The following is a 22,500-nucleotide window of genomic DNA, read 5'->3' on the forward strand; positions in this document are numbered from 1 at the left end:
ACCATGAAAGGATGGATGCGATGACGAGCGAGTTTCCCGGCCGGCTTCGCGCGGGCGAGGAAAAGAGCGCGGCGCCCGGTGACGAGGCGGCTGTGCTGAGGGCGGCGCTGGATGGGTTCGTGACCGAGATCAAGACCTTCCGCGCCGATGTGATGGGCAATCTCAAAGAACAGGACGAGCGACTGACCATGCTGGACCGCAAATTCACCACCAAGACGGCGCGCCCGGTGCTGGCGCAGGCCGACGCGGGCGAGGGCCTGCATCTGAAGGCCTTCGACGCCTATCTGCGTCAGGGCGACGACGACGGGCTGCGCGGCCTGACGCTGGAGGGCAAGGGCCTCATCACCTCGGTCAATGCCGAGGGCGGCTATCTGGTCGATCCGCAGACCTCGGACCGGATCCACGCGGTGCTGGACGCCGCGGCCTCGATCCGGGCCATCGCCAATGTCGTGCAGGTCGAGGCGGGCTCGTTCGACGTGCTCGTCGACCACGGTGACGTGGGCTCGGGCTGGGAGAACGAGGCCTCGACCCTGACCGAGACCGGGACCGCGGCCATCGACCGCATCTCGATCAAGCTGCACGAGCTGTCGGCGATGCCCAAGGCCTCGCAACGGCTGCTGGAAGACAGCGCCTTTGACGTCGAGGGCTGGCTGGCCGAGCGCATCGCCACGAAATTCGCCCGGGCCGAGGCCGCGGCCTTCATCGGCGGCAGCGGCACCGACCAGCCGCGTGGGTTCCTGGACCACGACATCGTGGCCAACGGGACCGAGACCTGGGGCGAGCTGGGCTATGTCGCGACCGGCGCGGCGGGCGATTTCGCCGCCACCAACCCGGCCGATGCCATCGTCGATCTGGTCTATGCGCTGGATGCGGGCTACCGCGCCAACGCGGTCTTCGTGATGAACTCGAAGACCGCGGGCGCCGTGCGCAAGATGAAGGACGCGGACGGCCGCTTCCTGTGGTCGGACGGGCTGGCGGCGGGGGAACCGGCGCGGCTGATGGGCTACCCGGTGCTGATCGCCGAGGACATGCCCGACATTGCGGCGAATGCCCATGCCGTGGCCTTCGGCGATTTCCGCGCGGGCTACACCATCGCCGAGCGCCCGGATCTGCGCGTCCTGCGCGATCCCTTCAGCGCCAAGCCGCATGTCCTGTTCTACGCGACCAAGCGCGTGGGCGGTGATGTGACCGACTTCTCGGCGATCAAGCTCCTGAAGTTCGCCGCCTCGTAAGCGGCGCGGGATTGGCCCGGTCCCGGGTTCCGGGGCCGGGCCGATGGCGGCGCAGACGCGCGGGGACGGCAGAAGGCCGACACCCCGCATCGTCCGGCTGCTCCCCCTCCGTGCGAGCGCTGCGGGGGCGCGTCTGCGCCGATCAACCGGAACAGGGATTTCAGGAGGCAAGCATGGACCTGATAGAGACCAGCATCGTCGCGGATGGCGTCCTGCCGGTTGCAGCCTTCCGGGCGCATCTGCGGCTGGGCACCGGCTTTGCCGACGAGACCACGGGCGATGCGCTGCTGATCCAGTATCTGCGCGCCGCCATCGCCGCCATCGAGGCGCGGACCGGCAAGGTGCTGATCGCGCGCGATTTCCGCCTGATCCTGCCGCGCTGGCGCTGGCCGGATGTGCAGGCCCTGCCGGTCGCGCCGGTCTCGGTCGTGACCGCGGTCCGGCTGGTCGATGCCGGGGGCGGCGCGGAAACCGCCGATCCGGGCGGCTGGCGGCTGGCGGTCGACACCCACCGCCCGGTGCTGCTGGCCACCGGGGCGGTGCTGCCGGGGGTGCCCGCGAACGGCCGGGTCGAGGTCGATTTCACCGCCGGTTTCGGCGCGGGCTGGGACGCGGTGCCCGACGATCTGCGTCAGGCGGTGCTGCTGCTGGCCGCGCGATTCTATGACAGCCGCATCGCGGGCGGCACGGGGGTCGAGCCGATCCCCGGACCGGTGGCGGCGCTGCTGGCGCGGTGGATGGCGCTCAGGGTGACGGCCGGGGGGCATCGCTGATGGCCTATGCCCCGACCCGGCCGATGGCGCTGGAAGAGGCGCTCGCCACCCCCGACGGGGCGGGCGGCTACACGACCACCTGGTCCGCGCTGGGCACGCTGTGGTGCGAGCTGCGTGCGGGCGCGGGCTCCGAACGCCGGGGGCTCATCGCACCCGAGGGACGGATGCTGTTCCGCATCTTCCTGCGCGCCGCCCCCCAGGGCAGCCCGCAGCGCCCCCGTCCCGGCCAGCGCCTGACCGAGGGCGCGCGCATCTTCACCATCCTCGCCGTCAGCGAGGCCGATGCGGCAGGCGCCTGGCTGGTCTGCCACGCGCGTGAGGAGGTTCCGGCATGAGCTATCAGGCCACCGCCGCGCTGCAGGTCGCGCTCTATGACCTGCTCACGGGCGACGCGACGCTCGCCGGGCTTCTGCCGGGCGGCATCTTCGATGCGCCGCCGCCCGGCACGCCGCAGGGCACCTATGGCGTGATCGGCGAGGAAGAGGCGATCGACCGCTCGGACGGGACCGGCGCGGGCGCCGAACATCGCCTGCTGGTGCAGGTCGTCTCGGATGCGAGCGGTTTCGCCACCGCCAAGGCCGCCGCCGCCCGGATCGCCGCGATCCTGCCCGGCACGCAGCCCGCGCTGGCCACCGGCCGGGTCGTGGCGATCTGGTTCCACCAGGCGCAGGCCCGCCGGGCCGAGGGCAACGCCTTCCGCCGCATCGACCTGCGCTTCCGGGTGCGGATCGAGATCTGACAATCTTTCAAAGGAGTGGCCGGGATGGCTGTGCAAAGCGGCAAGGATCTTCTGATCAAGATGGACATGACCGGCGCCGGTCTGTTCGAGACCATCGCGGGCCTTCGCGCCACGCGGATCAGCTTCAACGCCGAGACGGTCGATGTGACCAGCCTCGACAGTCTGGGTGGCTGGCGCGAGCTGCTGGCGGGGGCAGGGGTCAAGGCGGCGTCGATCTCGGGCTCGGGCGTGTTCCGGGACGAGGCGACGGATGAACGGGCCCGCGCGGTCTTCTTCAACGGCGAGATCCCCGAGTTTCAGGTGGTGATCCCGGATTTCGGCACCGTCGAGGGGCCGTTCCAGATCACCGCCATCGAATACGCGGGCAGCTACAACGGCGAGGCCACGTTCGAGATGTCGATGGCCTCGGCCGGCGCGCTCGACTTCGTGGTGGCGACGCCGCTCGCCCCCGATCCCGAGGATTACATGGGCGACGGCGGCGACCAGCCGCCGGAAATGCCCGATCCTGGTGAGCCGGTCTGATGGTCAATCCCATGGCCGGGGAAGTGGCGCTGGTCCTCGATGGCGAGCGGCGGGTGCTGAAGCTGACGCTGGGGGCGCTGGCGGAACTGGAAGAGGCGCTGGGCGCCGAGTCGCTGGTGGCGCTGGTCGAACGGTTCGAGACCGGCGGCTTCCGGGCCCGCGACGTGATGGCGCTCCTGTTGGCGGGGCTGCACGGCGGGGGGCATCCGCTGCCCGCCTCGGCCCTGCTCGGCGCCGAGATCGAGGGCGGGGCGGTCGAGGCCGCGCGCGTCGCGGGCCTGTTGCTGGCGCGGGCCTTCAACCCGGCGGGGGCCGCGGGGTGAGGGGGCTCGACTGGCCGGGGCTGATGCGGGCGGGACTGCATGGGCTGGGGCTCAGGCCCGCCGAGTTCTGGGCCCTCACCCCGGCCGAACTGATGATGATGCTGGGCCGCGACGAGGCGGCCCGGCCGGGTTTCACCCGCGCAAGGCTCGACGCCTTGCTCAAGCGCTTCCCGGATCAGGGAAGGAAGGGAGCGGAGAATGGCGACGCTGGAGGAACTGAACGCGCAGCTGGCCGAGCTGGAGGCGCAGATCGGCGCGACCTCGGACCAGGTGGCGGCCTTCGATTCCGGTCTCGGCGACATGGGGCGCAACCTGATCGAGACGAACCGTGAGATGGCCGGCCTGTCGCGGTCCTTGGGATCGGGGCTGAGGCGGGCCTTTGACGGCGTGGTTTTCGACGGCCAGCGGTTGTCCGACGCGATGCGCGGCCTCGGCCGGTCGATCAGCGAGGCGATCTATTCCGCGGCCATGCGCCCGGTGCAATCGGCGCTGGGCGGCGCGCTGTCCTCGGCGATCGGCGGGCTGGCCAACAGCCTGCTGCCCTTCGCCAATGGCGCGTCCTTCAGCCAGGGCCGGGTCATGCCCTTCGCGCAGGGCGGCATCGTCTCCTCGCCCGTCGCCTTTTCGATGCGGGGCGGCTCCGGCCTGATGGGCGAGGCCGGGCCCGAGGCGATCCTGCCGCTGGCCCGCGGCGCGGACGGCAGGCTGGGGGTGCGCGGCGCGGGCGGGCGGGCCACCAGCGTGGTCATCAACGTGACCACCCCCGATGTCGCCGGATTCCAGCGCAGCCAGAGCCAGATCGCCGCGCAGATGCAGCGCCTGCTGGCCCAGGGTCAGCGCAATTATTGAGCGGGGACACCGACATGGCCTTCCACGAGATCCGTTTCCCCGCCAATCTGAGCTTCGGCTCCCTGGGCGGGCCCGAGCGCCGGACCGAGATCGTCACCCTGGCGAACGGCTTCGAGGAGCGCAACACACCCTGGGCGCAGGCCCGGCGCCGCTATGACGCGGGGCTGGGGCTCAGGTCGCTTGACGATGTCGAGGTGCTGATCGCTTTCTTCGAAGCCCGGCAGGGTCGCCTGCACGGCTTTCGCTGGAAGGACTGGGCCGATTTCAAGACCGGCCGCGCCTCGCGCGCGATCACGCCGCTGGACCAGTCGCTGGGTTACGGTGACGGGGTCAGGCACGATTTCCAGCTGACGAAGACCTATCGCTCGGGCGATTGGGCGGCCACGCGGGTGCTGACCAAGCCGGTGACCGGAACGCTCAGGCTTGCCATCGGCGGCACCGAGCAGCCCGAGGGGCTGGCCTGGCAGGTCGATCCCGCCACCGGCATCGTCAGCTTTGACGCGCCGCCCGGGGTCGGGGCCGAGGTGACGATGGGTTGCGAATTCGACGTGCCGGTGCGTTTCGACACCGACCTCGTGCAGGTCTCGGTCGCCTCGTTCCAGGCGGGCGACGTGCCCAAGGTCCCGGTGATCGAGGTGCGGCAATGAGCGAACTCACCACCACCCGCGCCCGGGCCTGGGCGCTCAGGCGCGCGGATGGCGCGGTGCTGGGCTTCACCGACCACGACCGCGACCTTGCCTTCGACGGCATCGCCTTTCGCGCCGGGACCGGCATGACGGCCAGCGCCATCGTGCAGGGGACCGGGCTGTCGGTGGACAATACCGAGGCCACGGGCGCGCTGTCCGATGCGGCGCTGACCGAGGGGGATATCCTGGCCGGGCTCTACGACGGGGCCGAGCTGACCATCTGGGAGGTCGACTGGACCGATCCCCTCTGGCGCCGCATCCTGTTTCGCGGCTCGCTGGGCGAGATCACGCGGCTGGACCGGGCCTTCAAGGCGGAACTGCGCGGGTTGACCGAGCCCCTGTCCAAGGCGGGCGGGCGGGTGTTCGGCGCGCTCTGCCCGGCGGTTCTGGGGGATGCCACCTGCACCTTCGACCTGACGCAGCCCGGCTTCGCCGCCGAGGTTCCGTTGCTGGCGGTCGCCGAGGGCGGCGCGGTGCTGGAGATCGCCGAGCTGCCGGAATTCGCCGCCGATTGGTTCGTCGATGGCGCGGCGCGGTTTCTGGATGGCGCCGCGGCGGGCATGGTCGTGCCGGTCCGGCGGGAAGAATCCTTGCCCGGGCGGCGGCGCTTCTCCCTCTGGTCCGCGCCCGGGTTCGAACCGGCGCCGGGCGATACGCTCAGGATCGAGGCGGGCTGCGACAAGCGGTTCCAGACCTGCCGGTTGAAGTTCCTCAACCAGCGGAATTTCCAGGGTTTCCCGCATATCCCTTCGGAAGACTGGCTGCAGGCCACGCCGCGTATCGACGGGCCGAACTCGGGCGGGAGCCTCACCCATGGCTGACGCCCGAACGGCGCTTGTTGCCGAGGCCCGGCGCTGGATCGGCACGCCCTACCGGCATCAGGCTTCGGTCCTCGGCGCGGGCTGCGATTGCCTCGGCCTGATCCGCGGCCTCTGGCGGGCCCGGCACGGAACCGAGCCCGAGGCGCTGCCGCCCTATGGCCCGGACTGGGCGGAATCGGGCGGGGCCGAGGCGCTCTGGCAGGGCCTTTCCCGCCACCTGCGTCCGGCCCCGGGCGATCCCGCGCCGGGCGACGTGCTGCTTTTCCGGATGCGCGCGCGCTCGGTCGCGAAACATCTGGGCGTGCTGACCGAGGCCGGGCCGAACGCCCGTTTCATCCATGCCTATTGCGGCCACGGGGTTGTCGAAAGCCCGCTGAGCCAGCCCTGGGCGCGCCGCATCGTGGCGCGTTTCGAGTTGACGTGACCTGAAAGGAGCCCTCGGATGGCGACCCTCCTCCTGTCCGCCGCCGGTGCGGCGATCGGCGCGAATTTCGGCGGCGCGGTGCTGGGCCTTTCGGGTCTGGTGATCGGCCGCGCCATCGGCGCCACCGTCGGCCGCCTGATCGACCAGCGGCTGCTGGGCCTGGGATCCGGCAGCGTCGACACCGGGCGCATCCAGCGGCTGCAGATCACCGGCGCCGGCGAGGGCGTGGCCTTGCCCCGCGTCTGGGGCCGGGTGCGCACCGCCGGTCACGTCATCTGGGCCTCGCGCTTCGAGGAGATCCCGGGCCGCTCGCGCCGCACCAAGGGCGGTCTCGGCCCCAAGGTGACCGAGCAGTCGCGCTATACCGTCAGCGTGGCCATCGCGCTGGCCGAGGGGCAGATCACCGGCATCGGCCGGATCTGGGCCTATGGCGACGAGATCGCGCCCGGCGACCTGAACCTGCGGCTCTATACCGGGACCATGGACCAGCTGCCCGATCCCAAGATCGAGGCGGTCGAGGGCGCGGGCATGGCGCCCGCCTATCGCGGCACCGCCTATGTGGTGATCGAGGATCTGGACCTCGGCCCCTATGGCAACCGGCTGCCGAACCTCGCCTTCGAGGTGATCCGCGGGGCCGAAGCCGAGGGCGTCAGCACGCTGCAACAGGCCATCGAGGGCGTCGCCTGGCTGCCCGGCGCCGGGGAATACGCGCTGGCCACCGAGAAGGTGCTGCTGTCGGGGAACGGCGTCCCGGTCTTCGCCGAGGAATTCTCCATTCTGGAGGCGGCGAACGACCGGCAGGCGAACGCGCATTCCCCCTCGGGCGAGGCGGATTTCGTCACCGCGCTGAGGGCGCTGGAGAACGAGCTTCCGAACGCCAAATCCTCGCTCCTGATCGCGTCGTGGTTCGGCAACGATCTGCGCTGCGGCGCCTGTACGCTCAGGCCCAAGGTCGAGGGGCATGACCGCACCGGCAGCAACCAGCCCTGGAGCGTGGCGGGGCTGGACCGGGCCTCGGCCGCCGTGGTGCCGATGCTGGGCGGCAAGCCGGTCTATGGCGGCACGCCCTCCGACCGCTCGATCCTGCAAGCCATCGCGGCGCTGAACGGGGCCGGGCAGCGGGTCGTCTTCTACCCCTTCATCCTGATGGAGCAACTGGCCGGCAACGGCCTGCCCGACCCCTGGTCCGAGGCCGGGGACCAGCCCGCGCTGCCCTGGCGCGGCCGGATCACCACGCAGAAGGCCCCGGGCCAGCCCGGCACCACCGACCGCAGCGCCGCCGCCACGGCCGAGGTCGCGGCCTTCTTCGGCACCGCCACGGCCGCCGATTTCACCGTCACCCCGGGCAGCGTCGGCTACTCGGGCCCCGAGGAATGGTCCTATCGCCGCTTCATCCTGCATTACGCGGCGCTCTGCGCGGCCTCGGACGGGGTGGATGCCTTCTGCATCGGCTCGGAAATGCGCAGCCTGTTGCAGATCCGGGGCGCGGGCGACAGCTTCCCCGCCGTCGCCGCCATGGTCGACCTGCTGCACGAGGTCCGGGCAATCCTCGGCCCCGCGGTCACGCTGACCTATGCCGCCGATTGGTCGGAATACGCAGGCTATGATGCGGGCGAGGGCAACCGCTATTTCCACCTCGACCCGCTCTGGTCCGATGACGAACTCAATGTCATCGGCATCGACAATTACATGCCGCTGGCTGACTGGCGCGAGGGAGAGGCGCATGCCGATTGGCAGGCGGGCTGGCGCGATATCTACGATCCCGACTACCTCAAGGCCAATATCGCCGGGGGCGAGGGGTTCGACTGGTATTACGCCAGCCAGCCCGAAAGGGACGCCCAGGTCCGCACCCCGATCACCGACGAGGGCGAATCCGAGCCCTGGATCTGGCGCGTCAAGGATCTGCGCCGCTGGTGGGAGAACGCGCATACCGAGCGCCACGCGGGCGTCAAACAGCCCGACTCGACCGAATGGGAGCCGCGCTCGAAACCCGTGTGGTTCACCGAATACGGCTGCGCGGCGATCGACAAGGGCGCCAATCAGCCCAATGTCTTCCTCGACCCGAAATCCTCGGAATCCTACGCGCCCCATGACTCGACCGGGGTGCGCGACGATCTGATGCAGATGCAATACCTGCGCGCCATGCAGGCCTATTGGACCGATCCCGCGAACAACCCGGCCTCGGACCTCTACGAGGGGCGGATGGTCGACTGGTCGCGCAGCCATGCCTGGGCCTGGGACGCACGGCCCTGGCCCTGGTTCCCGGCCCGCACCGACCTGTGGTCCGATGGCGACAACTGGCTGCGCGGGCATTGGCTGACCGGGCGGGCCTCGGCCCAGCCGCTCGACGCCGTGGTGGCCGAGATCTGCCAGCGCGCGGGCATCGCCGATGCCGATGTCTCGGGCCTTTACGGGGTGGTGCGCGGCTATGCCGTGGCCTCGACCGCGACCGGCCGCGCGGCGCTGCAACCCCTGATGCTGGCCCATGGGTTCGAGGCGGTAGAACGGGACGGCCGCCTCGTCTTCCGCATGCGCACCGGGCGCGAGCCGGTGGTGCTGGACCCCGGCCGCCTTGTCGCGCGTGACAGTGGCGATCTGGAGGTGTCGCGCGCCTCCGAGCCCCAGACTGCGGGTCGCCTGCGCCTGACCTATATCGAGGCCGAAGGCGGGTTCGAGACCCGCAGCGCCGAGGCGGTGCATCCCGACACCCCGGCGGGCGACGCGGCCGAGACCGAGATGCCCCTGTCGCTGACCCGGGGCGAGGCCCGCACCGCCGTCAAGCGCTGGCTGACCGAGGCAAGGATCGCCCGCGACACGGCGCGCTTCGGCCAGCCGATGTCCTCGACTTTGGCGGTGGGCGATGTGGTGACGATGCCGCAGGGCGGCGGCACCCGGCATTACCGGATCGACCGCATGGACCTGACCGGCGAGCGCGCCATCGAGGCGGTGCGCATCGAGCCCGGCCTCTACCGGCACCGCGATGCCTCGACCGACCTGCCCGCCGCCGGGGCCTATGAGGCCGCGGTGCCGGTGGTGCCGATCTGGATGGACCTGCCGCTGATGCGCGGCGACGAGGTGCCGCATGCGCCGCATCTGGCGGTGCTGGGTCTGCCCTGGCCCGGTGCCGTCGCCGCCTATGACGCGCCCGCCGCCAGCGGCAGTTTCGTGCTGAACACGCTGATCGGGCTCAGGGCCAGCGTCGGGCAGACCATCACGCCGCTTTTCAGCGCCTCGCCCGGGCTGGTGCAGCACGGGGCGGGGGTTCAGGTCGCCTTTCCGGGCTCGGTCGCGCCCGCCTCGGTCAGCGGGGAGGAACTGCTCGACGGCGCCAATCTCGCCGCCATCGGCACCGGCGCGGGGTGGGAGCTGTTCCAGTACCGCGGGGCGACGCTGGTCGAGCCGGGGGTCTGGCGGCTGCACGACCTCTTGCGCGGCCAGTTCGGCACCGAGCCGCTGATGCCGGGCGCCTGGCCGCCCGGCGCGGTGGTGGTGCTGATGGACGGGGCGCCCGCGCAGGTCGATCTGGCGGCCTCGGCCCGCGGTGTGGCGCGGCGCTGGCGGGTCGGTCCGGCGGCGCTGGCCTATGACGACCCGGTCTATGTCGAGACGACCGAGGCCTTCGCGGGCAACGGGTTGCGGCCCTACGCCCCGGTTCATCTGAGCGCCACATGGCCGGGGTCGGGCGATCTGGACCTCGCCTGGATCCGCCGCACCCGGCTGGGCGGCGACGGCTGGGACGCGCCCGAGGTGCCGCTGAGCGAGGAGGCCGAGCTTTACCACCTGCAGGTCCGGCACCTGGGGGTGATCGTGCGCGAAACCGACCTGAGCGCGCCCGGCTGGACCTATACCGCCGCGCAGCAGGCGGCCGACGGCATCACCGGGCCGTTCAGCGTCGAGGTGGCGCAGGTCTCGGCCAGTTTCGGCCCCGGCCTCTATGCCGCGCTGGAGGTGGCGGGCTGATGCGGCCCGTCACCCTCACCGACCTCTCGGCCGCCGCACGGGTGCTGCTGGCGCTGCCCGAGGGGCGGCGGGCGGCGGGGATGGCGGCGCTCATCGCCCGGGCCGAGGCCGCCGACCGCCACCGCCAGTCGACCGGCCGCCTGCACCCGGCCTATGGCAACGGCACGCTCTTGGCGGCGGCGCTGGCCCATCCCGCCGCCGATCCCGCAAGGCCCGGTGCGCCCGAGTATCTGGCCTGTCTGGCGCTGGCTGCGGGGGCGCTTGTCGAGGCGCTTGTCGGCCATCCGCCGATTTCCTGAGCCCGCGCCACTGGAATTCCGGTGTCGATCCGCTATGTTTCGGGGATCAACACCGGAGATGCGCCATGCCCGAGTCCCGCGCCAAGCTTGCCCCGTTCGATCCCGTCTGGCAGCGCATCTGCGAAGAGGCGAACGCTGTTGTCCGCGACGAGCCCCTGCTGGGCGGCGTCATGCACAACAATCTCCTGCATCACGCGACCATGGAACGGGCGCTGGCCTACCGTTTCGCGCTGAAGCTGTCCTCGGCCGAAATCAGCGAGCAGATCCTGCGCGAGATCGCCGAGGAAGCCTATGAAACCTCGCCCTGGCTGGGCGAGGCGGCGCGCGCCGACCTGATGGCGGTCTATGACCGCGACCCGGCCTGCCACCGCTATCTTCAGCCGGTCATGTATTTCAAAGGCTACCAGGCGGTGCAGGCCTACCGCGTCGGCCACTGGCTGTGGGAAACCGGGCGCCGCGACATGGCGCTTTTCGTGCAGATGCGGATTTCCGAGATGTTCGGCGTCGACATCCACCCAGCCGCCCGCTTCGGCAAGGGGATCATGATTGACCACGCCCATTCCATCGTCATCGGCGAAACTGCGGTGGTGGGCGACAACGTGTCGATGCTGCATTCGGTGACGCTGGGCGGCACCGGCAAGGAAGACGGCGACCGCCATCCGAAGATCGGCGACGGCGTGCTGATCGGCGCCGGGGCCAAGGTGCTGGGCAATATCAAGGTCGGCGCCAATTCCCGCATCGCCGCGGGTTCGGTGGTGCTGGAGGACGTACCCTGCTGCAAGACCGTGGCCGGGGTTCCCGCCAAGATCGTGGGCGAGGCCGGCTGCGCCCAGCCCGCGCTGTCGATGAACCATTCGCTGAGCGCCGAATAGGCGCTCAGAGCCCCCGCAGGAAACCCGCCAGATCATCCGTGCGATGATGCACATGGGCGTGGGCTTCCGGGTCGGGGGTTTCCGCCTCGGGCCCGACCAGAACCGTCCGCATTCCCAGCGCATGCGGCACCTTGAGGTTGCGCAGGTCATCCTCGAACATCGCCGCGCGGGACGGGTCCAGCCCGGCCAGACCAAAGACCGTCTCGAAAGCCTCGGCCTGCGGTTTCGGCCGGTAGCCCGCGTCCTCGACGCCATAGACCGCCTCGAACAGCCCCTCCAGCCCCCGGGCCTCCAGCACCCGGCGGGCATAGGGGGCCGAGCCGTTGGTATAGACGATGCGCCGCCCCTTCAGCGCGAGGATGGCGTCGCGCAGCTCGGGATCGGGCTCCAGCACCGAAAAGTCGATGTCGTGAACCTCGACCAGATAGGGCACCGGATCGACCGCGTGATGCGCCATCAGCCCGGCCAGCGTCGTGCCATAGGTCAGCCAGTAATCGCGCCTGAGGCGGTCCGATTCCGCCCGGTCCGCCCCCGTCACCCGCATGACGAAATCGGTCATCTTCACGTCGATCTGGTCAAACAGCCGGACCCGCGGATGATAGAGCGTGTTGTCGAGGTCGAAGACCCAGGTGTCGACATGCTGGAAATGTTCGTGCGCCATGGCCAAGGGCTACCGACAAGGCGGCTGCGGCACAAGATGCCAGGGCGCGAATCAGGGCTTTTCACCGCCCGCGCCCGACACTAGTCTTCGCCCCCTCGGAGGACCCGCATGAACGACCAGCGCCAACCCCTACTCGACGCCTATTCGCTGATCCTGGCGGCGATCGACGACGGGGTCTACAAACCCGGCGACCGGCTGGTCGAATCGGAACTGGCCGAACGCTTCGGCGTCTCGCGCACGCCGATCCGCGAGGCCCTGCAACGGCTTGAGACGCAAAGCCTGCTGACCCGCGACGGCCGCTCGCTGATCGTGGCCTCGCTCGATCACAACCAGCTGGCGGAACTCTATGTGGTGCGCGCGCAGCTGGAGGGGCTGGCGGCGCGGCTCGCGGCGAAACACGCCTCGGTCGAGGAAGTGCGCGTCCTGCGCGACATGGTGAACGACGACCGGCGGCTGATGAACGACCCCAAGGCGCTGAGCCGGGCCAACAAGCGTTTCCACAAGCAGATTCACCTGGCCAGCCACAACCGCTTCCTCGTGCAGCAGCTGGACCTCGTGCACCGCTCGATGGCGCTGCTGGCCACGACCTCGCTGGAAGCCGAGGGGCGGGGGCGCACCGCGCTTGACGAGCACGAGGCGATCGTCGAGGCCATTGCCCGCGGCGATGGCGAGGCCGCCGACCGGGCCCTGCGCGAGCATATCAGCCGGGCTTTCGAGACGCGGCTGAAGCTCGAATCGGGCGACCGTCGCAAGGCGCGCTGACCCGCTCAGACGTAGCTGACCGCGGCGGTGCCGTCATGCAGCCCGTGGGTCGTCTTGTCCCAGTAGAAGGGCTTCGCCACCAGTTCCCAGCAGCCTTTCCAGGCGGCAACGACGGCCAGGGGGAAATACAGGTGCAGGCTCAGCGCCCAGACCCGCAGGAAGCGGTGTTGCGTCCCCTGCAGCGCCAGGATGTTGATCGCCAGCGACATCACCTCGATGCCCAGAAACACCACCGCCACGGTGTCGGCGGCTCGCGACGTCATCTCGGTCGCGAAGGGATGGCCGAACCCGAACAGCAGCAGCCAGAAGCTCCACAGGATCGGGGCGAACAGGAACTGGATCAACGTCCCCAGAAACAGGACCTGCACCCCGGCGAATTTCCACGGACCCAGTTGCCGCCACAGCAGGACCGGGTCGCGCATGTGCACGGCATAGGTCATGCCGTAGCCCTTCAGCCAGCGGGACCGCTGCTTGATCCAGGGCCAGACCCGGCAATTCGCCTCCTCCAGCGTGACCGAGGCGACCAGATCCGTCCGGTAGCCGTGCCGCGCGAGCCTGAGCCCGAGGTCGGCATCCTCGGTCACGTTATGGGCGTCCCAGCCACCAAGTTCCTCAAGGATCGCGCGGCGGAAGAACAGGGTCGTGCCCCCCAGCGGCACCACCAGCCCCAGACGCGCCAGCCCCGGCAGGATCAGGCGGAACCAGGCGGCGTATTCGATGGTGAAGCAACGGCTCAGCCAGTTGGTCCGGGGGTTCACGTAATCGAGGATGCCCTGCACGCAGGCCAGCGACGGCCCGCCGGCGTCAAACACCTCGATCACGCGAAGCAGCTGGTCGGGGGCGGGCGCATCCTCGGCGTCATAGACGCCGATGATCGACCCGCGGGCGAAATTCAGGGCATAGTTCAGGGCCCGGGGCTTGGTCCTGAGCGGTGCGTTCGGCACCGGGATGACCCGCATCCAGTCCGGTAACCGGGTCCCGGCCAGGGCGGCCCGGGTCAGGTGATCGTCCTCTTCGACCACCAGCATGACATCGAGCATCTCCCGCGGATAGGTCAGCGCGCCCAGCCGCTTGACCAGCCGCGGCGCGATGTCGGGCTCTCGAAACAGCGGCACCATGATCGAGATTGTGGGCTTGCGGATCGTGGGCGCCGGGGATTGTGCCCCGGCCCCCTGTCGCACCGCGCGAAGCTGCGCGATGGTCGCGGCCAGCTTCATCAGATTGCCCGCGAACAGGAACAGCATGACGACGGCGAAGAGACCGAAGAAGGTCACGCTCGGCGCGATCGCCGTCGACAGGCCCAGAAACAGGGCCGCCACAAGAACCCGGCGGCTGAAGCGCCGCGCGTCCCAGATCCGGCAGCTTTCCGCCGCTGCGACGCAGGTTTCCGCCATCAGCCGCAGGGCGGATTGACGCGATCGCAGCAGGGCGCGGTGCATCCCGGCTTCGGGCAGCACGGCCATGACGACCGGACCCAGCCGCGCCTCAAGCTCGGGCCTCTGGGCCTCGAACGTGTCGGGCGTGGCCGTGCCGACGACGGTGACCGCCCCCGCCCGCGACCAGGGCAGACAGCCGATCTGCAGGCAGCGGCGCGGGCCCAGACGGTCGATCAGGCGCGGATCGGGGCGGCTTTGGCGGGCGTCGATGACCGTTGTGCCGAATTGCTCGGCCAGCGCCGCCACGATGTCCTCCTCGCTGGCCATGCCATGGGCGCGCAGGATGTCGCCCAGCCGGGCCTGCTTGCGGCTTTGCATTTCCAGCGCGCGAACCAGATCGGCCGCATGGATCGCGCCGCGTCGCAGGAGGATCGTGCCGAGGGGTATGTGGACCGGAGAGGGGCGAGGGGCCGAGGGAGGCGCCACCTCGTCGGGGGCGTGCTGGCGCGAAAGAGCCTCGACGCCCGGCTCATCGAGCTTTGCACACGCGTGCCCCATAGACACCCCCACACACACCAACGGGAGGAGTCTTGGCGAGAGAAGGTTAACAGATCGTTAACGGCCAGGCCGCGTCGCCGGAACCCTGCCGGGCAGGGCCGCGGGGGGGGCGGAACAGCGCGCGGCAGCGAGGGCCGCGCGCCCTGCGGTCAGGCGGCGCTGGCCGCCTTGCGGGCGGCCATGGCAGCGGCGAACCGCTCGAACAGGTAATAGCTGTCCTGCGGGCCGGGGCTGGCCTCGGGGTGGTATTGCACGCTGAACACCGGCCGGTCGGCCATGCGGATCCCGCAATTCGAGCCGTCGAAGAGCGAGACATGCGTCTCGACCACACCCTTGGGCAGGGTCTGGCTGTCGACGGTGAAACCGTGGTTCATCGAGGTGATCTCGACCTTGCCGGTGTCGTTGTCCTTGACCGGGTGGTTGGCACCATGGTGGCCGTGGTTCATCTTGACCGTGCGGGCGCCCAGCGCCAGCGCCAGCATCTGGTGGCCAAGGCAGATGCCGAAGACCGGCAGATCGGCCGCCAGCACGCCCTTGATCATCGGCACGGCATAATCGCCGGTCGCCGCCGGATCGCCCGGGCCGTTCGACAGGAAGACGCCATCGGGGTTCAGCGCCAGCACCTCTTCGGCGGTGGCATTGGCCGGCAGCACCGTCACGTCGCAGCCGGCCGAGGCCAGGCAGCGCAGGATGTTCTTCTTCGCGCCATAGTCGATGGCCACGACCTTGTGCAGGGGCTCGATCTGGGGCTTGTAACCCTCGGGCCAGGCCCAGCGCATCTCGTTCCAGCGGTAGGATTGGGCGCAGGTCACGTCCTTCGCCAGGTCGAGGCCGACCAGCCCCTTCCAGCCGCGGGCCCGGGCCAGCAGACGCTCGATGTCGAAATTGCCCTCGGGGTCATGGGCCAGCGCCACATGCGGGGCGCCCAGCTGGCGGATGGCCCGGGTCAGGCGGCGGGTGTCGAGCCCGCCGATGCCGATCCGGCCCTGCCGGGTCATCCAGGCGGTCAGCTCGCCCGCCGCACGCCAGTTCGAGGGTTCGGTCGGATCCCATTTCACCACCATGCCCTCGGCGGTGGCCTTGCTGGCCTCGTCATCGGCGTCATTGACGCCGACATTGCCGATATGGGGGAAGGTGAAGGTCACGACCTGCCCGGCATAGGAGGGATCGGTCATGATCTCCTGATAGCCGGTCATCGCGGTGTTGAAACACAGTTCCGCCACCGTCTCGCCGGTCGCGCCGAATCCGTGACCGTAGAAGATGGTGCCGTCGGCGAGAACAAGGCATGCGGTCGGGCGCGGCTGCGCGGGGGCTGCGGACATCGGACGGCTCCTGTCTGTATCCGCCCGTCCTTACGGGGAAGGGCGGGGGGAATCAAGGGGCCGTTCAGGAGGAGGGGCGGGGGGGGGGGGGGGGGGCCCGCCCCCCCCCCCCCCCCCCCCCCCCCCCCGGGCTGCCGCCCGACCCCGCGCCAAGGGGGGCACGCCCCCCTTGGCGATCCCCGTGGATATTTGAGGAACAAAGATCGCTCAGAGCTTGAGGTCGTAAGTCTTCCACTGTGTCGCGGTGGCGAGCTTGTCATAGAGCGCGCGGGCGCGGGCGTTGTCCTCGGCGGTGATCCAGCGGATCAGGGTCCAGCCCCGGGCGCGCCCCTCCGCCGCCACCGCCTCGATCAGCGCGCGGGCAGCGCCCGAACCGCGGGCCTCGGGCGTGACGAACAGGTCGTCGAGAAAGCCGCCGGTGCTGGCCGAGAGGGGCCTGGCATAGGGCCGGAAATGGGTGAGGCCGACCAGCCGCCCCGCGTCATCCTCGGCGACGAAAGCCTCGACCTCCTGCGCGGGGTCGTGGATCCAGTCCCAGACCCGGGCGCGCATTTCGGCGGTCTGCGTCACCTGGTAGAACGCGGCGTAGCCTGCGTAGAGATCTTCCCAGGCAGCGCGGTCCTGGTCTTGCGGGCGGCGGATCAGCATGGGCAACCTCCTTCTCGGGCGGCCGAGGCTAGCCCCGGGCGGTGGCGCCGTCCAGCCGCGGCGCGAGGTTCCCCTTTCCTTTGGCGCGCCTTTCCCGTAAGGGGCGGCCTGTTCAGCACGGGAGCCCGCACCATGCAGGGAAGCGCCAACCTCAACCTCATGATCAAGGCCGCGCGCAAGGCGGGGCGCTCGCTGGTCAAGGACTTCCGCGAGGTCGAGAACCTTCAGGTCTCGACCAAGGGGCCGGGCGACTTCGTGACCAAGGCCGACCGCGAGGCCGAACGCATCCTCAAGGAAGAGCTGATGGGCGGCCGGCCGAACTATGGCTGGCTGGGCGAGGAAACCGGCGGCGAGGAGGGCACCGACCCGACCCGGCGCTGGATCGTCGATCCGCTGGACGGCACCACCAACTTCCTGCACGGCCTGCCGCATTGGGCGATCTCGATCGCGCTGGAGCACAAGGGCGAGATCGTCGCGGGCGTCATCTTCGATGCGGCCAAGGACGAGATGTTCATCGCCGAGAAGGGCCTCGGGGCCTATATGAACGAGTCGCGCCTCAGGGTTTCCGGCCGCCGCTCGATGATCGAATGCATCTTCGCCACCGGCATCCCCTTCGGCGGCCGCCCGGCGCTGCCCGCCTCGCTGCAGGATCTGGCGCGGCTGATGCCGGTCTGCGCCGGTGTGCGCCGGTTCGGGGCCGCGGCGCTGGACCTCGCCTATGTCGCGGCGGGCCGCTACGACGGCTATTGGGAGCGCGGGCTGAACCCCTGGGACGTGGCGGCGGGCGTGCTGCTGGTCAAGGAAGCGGGCGGGTTCTTCGGCCCGATCCGCGACGGGCAGGACCCGGTCGAATCGGGCAACCTGATCGCCGCCAACAGCGATATCTTCGAGCCCTTCGCCAAAGTCATCCGCAGCCGCGACTGACCCCCGGTCGGATCGGCCGGGCTTGCCGCGGGCGTCGGGGATCCCCATAGTCCGGGTCCCCGATGCCGGGGTTTGTCCGCTGCCGAGGCCTGGTTTGAGTTTCACCTTCGTCCATACGGCCGATCTGCATCTCGATGCGCCGCTGACGGCGCTGGCGCTGCGTGACCCCGATCTGGCGGCGCAGGTCGGCGTGGCCTCGCGCGTGGCGCTGACGCGAATCGTTGATCTGTGCATCGACGAGGGCGCGGCCTTCCTGCTGATCGCGGGCGATCTCTGGGACGGAACCTTCAGCTCCACCAAGACCCCGCGCTTCCTCAAGCAGGAACTGCTGCGCCTGCAGGCGGCGGGGATCGGCTGCTACCTGATCCGCGGCAATCACGACGCCATGGCGCGGCAGACGGGTGAGCTGGACCTGCCCGCCAACACCCATCTCTTCCTCGGCCGCGCCGGGACCGTGACGCTTGATCTGGACGGCGAGAGGGTTGCGCTGCACGGCCTCAGCTTCCGCGAGATCCATGCGCCGGAAAGCCTGCTGCCGCGCTATCCCGCGCCCGAGGCAGGCGCCTTCAACATCGGCCTGATGCACACCAGCCTGAACGGCAGCCCGCGCCACGATCCCTATGCCCCCTGCAGCCTGGCCGAGCTGGACGCGCAGGGCTACGATTACTGGGCGCTGGGCCATATCCACCGCCGCGCCGAACACCACGGGCAGGCGGTGGTCGTCATGCCGGGCATTCCCCAGGGCCGCGGCATCGACGAGCCCGGGCCTGCGTCGGTGACGCTGGTACGGGTGGGCGACGACCGCAGCGTCTTGCTCGAGGAACGCTCGGTCGCCTGCCTGCGTTTCGACCGCCTGCCCGTCGATTGCACCGGGCTGGAGGATTGGGCCGATCTGCTGGCCGCGCTGGAAGCGGCGCTGCGGGCGGCGGGCGCGGCCCCGCGGCCCGAGGATCACCTGGTCCTGCGTCCGCTGCTGGAGGGCGCCACCCCGCTGGCCTGGCGGATCGAGCGCGACCGCGACCGCCTGACCGAGGAAGCGCGCGCCTTTGCCGCCGGGGCCGGGGTCTGGATCGACAAGCTGGAGCTTCGCCTCGACCGCTCGGGCGAGGCGAAAGGCCCGGGCGAGGCCCTGCCCGAGGAGCTGGTGCGCAGCGTGCTTGAGGACCTGCCGCAGGACCCGGCGCTGATCCAGGCGCTGACCGAGGCCGCGCAGGATCTGCTCAAGGACCTTCCGGCCGAGCTGCGCGATCTTCTGGGGCAGGACGAGGCCGATCTGACCCGCCACTGTCAGGATTTGCTGGCCCGGGGCGCGCCCCTCATCCTGTCCAGCCTCTCGGCCGGCGAGGAGGGGTGATGCGGCTCGACCGGCTGGACCTGACCCGCTACGGGCGCTTTACCGACCGCAGCCTGTCTTTCGAGCCGCCCGCGCCGGGCCAGCCGGATCTGCACGTCCTTTACGGGCCGAACGAAGCGGGGAAATCGACGCTCTTCTCGGCCTGGCTCGATTTCCTGTTCGGCATCCCGCTGCGCACCCGCTACGACTTCCGCCATGCCGGGCCCAGCCTGCAGATCGGCGCCGCGCTCAGCCATGCGGGCGGGGCGCTGGACCTCAAGCGGCTCAAGCGCAATGCCGGCAGCCTGCTGGATCGCTACGACGCGCCGGTGCCCGAGGCGGTTCTGCAGGGCGCGCTGGGCGGCCTCTCGCGTGAGGGATATTCGGCGATGTTCTCGCTCGATGACGAGACGCTGGAACAGGGCGGCGACAGCATCCTCGCCAGCCGCGGCGATCTGGGCGAGATGCTGTTTTCGGCCAGTGCCGGGCTTTCGGGGCTGGCGCCGCAACTGGAGGGGCTGCGCGCGGGGCTCGATGATTTCCACCGCAGCGGCAAGCGCAGCGGCGGGCTGGTCGAGGCGAAACGGGCGCTGACCGAGCTGGAGCGCCAGCGCCGCGCGGTCGAGGTATCGGCCAGCGCGCTGCAGAAGCTCGCGCGGGAAGCCGAGGCGGCGGAACAGGCCTGGCAGGCGGCGCGGGGGCAGGCCGAGGCGGCGCAGGCGGCGCTGGATCGGCTGCAGCAGGTCGCCCAGACCCTGCCGCTGCTGGCCCGCCGCGCGAGGCTCGCGGCGCAACTGGAACCCCTCGCCGCGCTGCCCGAGGCGACGGCTGACGACGAGGCGCTGGCCGCCAAGATCGAGGCCGGGCAGCGCGACATCGGCGCCCGGATCGCCGACCGGGCCGAGCGTTGCAAGGGCCTCAGGGACCAGCGCGATGCACTGCCGCAGGACGCGGCGGTTCTGGCCGCGGCCCCGGCCATCGAGGCGGCCGAGGCGTTGCGGGCCGAGCATGACGCTGCGCTGAAGGACCTTCCCCGCCGCGAGGACGAGGCGGCAGAAGCTCGGGCCCGTATCCGGGGTCTTCTGGCGCAACTGGGCCAGCCGGGGGCAGAGCCGGGGAGTCTGTGTCTGCCCGAGGCGGCGCTGTCGACCCTTCGGGGGCTGCTGGCCAGACGCTCGGGCCTGCAAGGGGCGGTGCAGAGCAGCGCGGCCGAGACCGCGAGGGCCCAGGCGCTTCTCGACAGCGAGCGGGCCGCAACAGACGATCCCGGCCCCGCCGAGGAAGAGGCGGCGCTCGCCGCCCTGCTGACCCGCCTGCGCGCGCAGGACCCGGCCGAGGCGCTGACCCGGGCCGAACGCGCCTGCGCCGAAGCCCGGGGCCGCGCCGACGAGGGCTTGGCGGCATTGGCGCCTTGGCGGGGCACCGGGGCGGCGCTGGCGGCACAGGACGTGCCGGGGGCGCGGCACCTGGACGATTGGGGCCGCAGCGCCGAAGCCGCGCGGCAGGCCCGGGCCGACGCAGGGCGCGACCTGGCGGCCTTGGCGGCGCAGATCGACAGGATGGACGCCGAGGCGGCGACGCGGGCGGCGGGGCAGGGCGGGCTGACGCTGGCCGATGCCGCCAAGGCCCGCAGCCGGCGCGAGGCGCTCTGGGCCGCGCATCGTGCCGACCTCACCGCCGCCAGCGCCGACGATTTCGAGGCGGCCCTGCGCGAGGATGACCGGATCTCGGCCGCGCTGGCCGATTCACTGGCCGAGGGCCGCCGCGCCGCCCGGCATCAGGCGGAACGCGCGGCGCTGGTCGGGCGGCAGCAGGCGGCAGAGGCGGCGCTGGCCGAGGCCGAAGCCGCGCTTGCCGATGCGGAGAAGGCGGTCGAACGGGCCGCATCGGCGCTGGGCCTGCCGGGGGCCGATCTGGCGGCGCTGCGGCTGTTTCTGGACCGGCGCGAGCAGGCGCTGGCGGTGCTCAGGGTCCTGCAGGCGGCCGAGGCCGACGTGACGCGCGCGACCGAGGCGCGCAGGGCCGCGGCGCAGACGCTCGCCGGGATGCTGGGCCGTCCCGCGGACGAGGATTTCGAGGCCCTGCTGGCCCGCGCCGTTGCCCGGACCGAGGCCGCCGAACGCCGCCGCGAGGCCCGCCGCCGTCTGGCCACGCTCACCGCCGATCTCGGCGCCCGCCAGCAGGCCGGGGCCGAGGCGCAAGCCGCGCTCGACGCCTGGCGCGCGAAATGGGCGAAGGCCAGCCGCGACACGCTTCTGGCCGCGCGCGGCGAGGATGACGCGGGCCTCGGCACGCTGCTGGACCTTCTGGACCGGCTGGGCGCCGAACACCGCGCGGCCGAGGCGCTTGACGACCGGATCGCCAAGATGCAGGCCAACCGGCAGCGGTTCCAGAATGCCAAGGCCCTGGTCCTGACGGCGCTGGGGGCGGAGGCGGGCACGCCCTGGAGCGCCGTTCAGCACCGCCTGCGTCAGGCGCAGGATGCCGCCCGCGACCGCGATCTGCTGGACCGGCAACTGGCGCAGGAGCAGCGGCAGGACGGGGTTGACCGCCACGCCCTCGCCGCCCGCGACGCCGAGGCCGAACGCCTGGGCGCGGCGCTGGGCTGGACCCCCGCCGAGGGGCCGCTCGCCGCCCATGTCGCCCGCTGCCGGATGGCCACGGGGCTGCGGCAGGACCTCGCCGCGCTGGAGGCCGAGCTTCAGGACCGCCCCCTGCCGCAGGAGGGCGAGGATGAGGAGAGCGTCAAGGCGGCGATCGGGGATCTCAGGGCCGAACTCGACGTCCTGCGCCATGATACCGAGGCGCGGCTCAAGGAGCATCTCGAAGCCCGGGGCCGGCTGGACGCGGTTGGCGGCGACGACGCGCTGGCCCGCATCATTGCCGAGCGCGAGACGCTGCTGCTGGATCTGCGCGAGCGGGCCGAGGCGCATCTGGCGCGGCGCTTCGGCCTCATCGCCTTCGAGGCCGGGCTGCGGCGCTACCGCGACCACCACCGCAGCGGCATGCTGGCCCGCGCCTCGGACGCGTTCGCCGCACTGAGCTGCGGCGCCTATCAGGGGCTCGCCGCCCAGCCCGACGGCAAGAGCGAGGTGCTGGTCGCGCTGCCCGCCGGCGGCGGCGCCAAGCTGGCGGCGGATCTGTCGAAGGGGACGCGGTTCCAGCTCTATCTCGCGCTGCGCATCGCCGGCTACCACGAGATGGCGCAAAGCCGCCCGACGGTGCCCTTCATCGCCGACGACATCATGGAGACCTTCGACGATGCCCGCTCGGCCGCCGCTTTCGGCCTGCTGGCCGAGATGTCGCTTGTGGGTCAGGTCATCTACCTGACCCATCACCGGCATCTGTGCGACATCGCCCGCGCGGTCTGCCCCGGGGTGAAGGTCACGGACCTGTCCGCCCCTTCCTGAGACCCG

21 protein-coding genes and 1 pseudogene are annotated in these 22,500 nt (G+C 71.0%); 18 read left to right on the forward strand and 4 right to left on the reverse strand.

The features are described 5' to 3' along the window. The first annotated feature begins 20 nt into the window (after positions 1-20). From DDE23_RS01325 to cysE, 14 genes and pseudogenes are all read left to right on the forward strand, one after another. Entirely contained in the window at positions 21-1,232 is a 1,212-nt protein-coding gene (locus DDE23_RS01325) for a phage major capsid protein (RefSeq protein WP_107749580.1), read from the forward strand. 173 nt (positions 1,233-1,405) lie between these two features. Beyond that, positions 1,406-2,005, forward strand: a complete 600-nt coding sequence (locus DDE23_RS01330; protein WP_107749581.1) for a head-tail connector protein — start codon at positions 1,406-1,408, stop codon at positions 2,003-2,005. After that, positions 2,005-2,340 carry a head-tail adaptor protein gene (locus DDE23_RS01335; RefSeq protein WP_107749582.1) on the forward strand — a complete coding sequence of 112 codons (336 nt, stop codon included), beginning with the start codon at positions 2,005-2,007 and terminating at the stop codon, positions 2,338-2,340. The genes DDE23_RS01330 and DDE23_RS01335 overlap by 1 nt, the downstream gene beginning before the upstream one ends. Beyond that, positions 2,337-2,744 (forward strand): DUF3168 domain-containing protein, encoded by a 408-nt coding sequence (locus DDE23_RS01340; protein ID WP_107749583.1) that lies wholly within the window; start codon positions 2,337-2,339, stop codon positions 2,742-2,744. Before DDE23_RS01335 ends, DDE23_RS01340 begins: the two co-directional genes overlap by 4 nt. 24 nt (positions 2,745-2,768) lie before the next feature. Next, a pseudogene (locus DDE23_RS01345) lies at positions 2,769-3,173 on the forward strand (phage major tail protein, TP901-1 family); the annotation flags it as partial. 92 nt (positions 3,174-3,265) lie between these two features. Further along, on the forward strand, positions 3,266-3,589 hold the full coding sequence (locus tag DDE23_RS01350) for a gene transfer agent family protein (protein ID WP_107749585.1): 324 nt from the start codon (positions 3,266-3,268) through the stop codon (positions 3,587-3,589). Next, complete coding sequence (locus DDE23_RS25840) at positions 3,586-3,921, forward strand: rcc01693 family protein (protein WP_192883703.1); 336 nt, start codon at positions 3,586-3,588, stop codon at positions 3,919-3,921. Before DDE23_RS01350 ends, DDE23_RS25840 begins: the two co-directional genes overlap by 4 nt. Further along, a complete protein-coding gene (locus DDE23_RS01360; protein ID WP_107750209.1) occupies positions 3,818-4,438 on the forward strand; it encodes a phage tail tape measure protein in 621 nt (206 codons plus the stop codon). The genes DDE23_RS25840 and DDE23_RS01360 overlap by 104 nt, the downstream gene beginning before the upstream one ends. Positions 4,439-4,452: 14 nt before the next feature. Then, on the forward strand, positions 4,453-5,085 hold the full coding sequence (locus DDE23_RS01365; protein WP_107749586.1) for a DUF2460 domain-containing protein: 633 nt from the start codon (positions 4,453-4,455) through the stop codon (positions 5,083-5,085). Further along, the gene (locus DDE23_RS01370; protein ID WP_107749587.1) at positions 5,082-5,945 is read left to right on the forward strand and encodes a DUF2163 domain-containing protein; all 864 of its coding nucleotides are present in this window, start codon (positions 5,082-5,084) and stop codon (positions 5,943-5,945) included. Before DDE23_RS01365 ends, DDE23_RS01370 begins: the two co-directional genes overlap by 4 nt. Beyond that, positions 5,938-6,369: an NlpC/P60 family protein gene (locus DDE23_RS01375; RefSeq protein WP_107749588.1), complete on the forward strand. Its 432-nt coding sequence runs from the start codon at positions 5,938-5,940 to the stop codon at positions 6,367-6,369. Before DDE23_RS01370 ends, DDE23_RS01375 begins: the two co-directional genes overlap by 8 nt. Positions 6,370-6,387: 18 nt before the next feature. Continuing rightward, complete coding sequence (locus DDE23_RS01380) at positions 6,388-10,329, forward strand: baseplate multidomain protein megatron (protein ID WP_107749589.1); 3,942 nt, start codon at positions 6,388-6,390, stop codon at positions 10,327-10,329. Next, positions 10,329-10,628, forward strand: a complete 300-nt coding sequence (locus DDE23_RS01385; RefSeq protein ID WP_107749590.1) for a DUF7742 family protein — start codon at positions 10,329-10,331, stop codon at positions 10,626-10,628. The genes DDE23_RS01380 and DDE23_RS01385 overlap by 1 nt, the downstream gene beginning before the upstream one ends. Before the next feature lie 65 nt (positions 10,629-10,693). After that, positions 10,694-11,500: a serine O-acetyltransferase gene (cysE, locus tag DDE23_RS01390; protein WP_107749591.1), complete on the forward strand. Its 807-nt coding sequence runs from the start codon at positions 10,694-10,696 to the stop codon at positions 11,498-11,500. Positions 11,501-11,504: 4 nt separating this feature from the next. On the opposite strand, the gene DDE23_RS01395 is transcribed toward cysE, so the two are convergent. Then, positions 11,505-12,161: a pyrimidine 5'-nucleotidase gene (locus tag DDE23_RS01395; RefSeq protein ID WP_107749592.1), complete on the reverse strand. Its 657-nt coding sequence runs from the start codon at positions 12,159-12,161 to the stop codon at positions 11,505-11,507. 108 nt (positions 12,162-12,269) lie between these two features. Between DDE23_RS01395 and DDE23_RS01400 the strand changes: the two genes are divergently transcribed. Further along, on the forward strand, positions 12,270-12,923 hold the full coding sequence (locus tag DDE23_RS01400; protein WP_107749593.1) for a GntR family transcriptional regulator: 654 nt from the start codon (positions 12,270-12,272) through the stop codon (positions 12,921-12,923). A 5-nt stretch (positions 12,924-12,928) separates the two neighbouring features. Here DDE23_RS01400 and DDE23_RS01405 read toward each other — a convergent pair whose 3' ends face one another. The 3 genes from DDE23_RS01405 to DDE23_RS01420 form a co-directional block, all read right to left on the reverse strand. Next, positions 12,929-14,857 carry a glycosyltransferase gene (locus DDE23_RS01405; RefSeq protein ID WP_107749594.1) on the reverse strand — a complete coding sequence of 643 codons (1,929 nt, stop codon included), beginning with the start codon at positions 14,855-14,857 and terminating at the stop codon, positions 12,929-12,931. A gap of 149 nt (positions 14,858-15,006) precedes the next feature. Continuing rightward, entirely contained in the window at positions 15,007-16,179 is a 1,173-nt protein-coding gene (carA, locus tag DDE23_RS01410; RefSeq protein WP_107749595.1) for a glutamine-hydrolyzing carbamoyl-phosphate synthase small subunit, read from the reverse strand. A 207-nt stretch (positions 16,180-16,386) separates the two neighbouring features. Then, positions 16,387-16,827: a GNAT family N-acetyltransferase gene (locus tag DDE23_RS01420; RefSeq protein WP_107749596.1), complete on the reverse strand. Its 441-nt coding sequence runs from the start codon at positions 16,825-16,827 to the stop codon at positions 16,387-16,389. Between the two features lie 132 nt (positions 16,828-16,959). Between DDE23_RS01420 and DDE23_RS01425 the strand changes: the two genes are divergently transcribed. The 3 genes from DDE23_RS01425 (at position 16,960) to DDE23_RS01435 (ending at position 22,494) form a co-directional block, all read left to right on the forward strand. Continuing rightward, a complete protein-coding gene (locus DDE23_RS01425; protein ID WP_107749597.1) occupies positions 16,960-17,751 on the forward strand; it encodes an inositol monophosphatase family protein in 792 nt (263 codons plus the stop codon). A gap of 94 nt (positions 17,752-17,845) precedes the next feature. Next, the gene (locus tag DDE23_RS01430) at positions 17,846-19,105 is read left to right on the forward strand and encodes a metallophosphoesterase family protein (protein WP_107749598.1); all 1,260 of its coding nucleotides are present in this window, start codon (positions 17,846-17,848) and stop codon (positions 19,103-19,105) included. Continuing rightward, the gene (locus DDE23_RS01435; protein ID WP_107749599.1) at positions 19,105-22,494 is read left to right on the forward strand and encodes an ATP-binding protein; all 3,390 of its coding nucleotides are present in this window, start codon (positions 19,105-19,107) and stop codon (positions 22,492-22,494) included. The genes DDE23_RS01430 and DDE23_RS01435 overlap by 1 nt, the downstream gene beginning before the upstream one ends. Positions 22,495-22,500: the final 6 nt, after the last annotated feature.

The sequence above is a fragment of the Pararhodobacter aggregans genome, from assembly GCF_003075525.1.
Classification (GTDB): domain Bacteria; phylum Pseudomonadota; class Alphaproteobacteria; order Rhodobacterales; family Rhodobacteraceae; genus Pararhodobacter; species Pararhodobacter aggregans.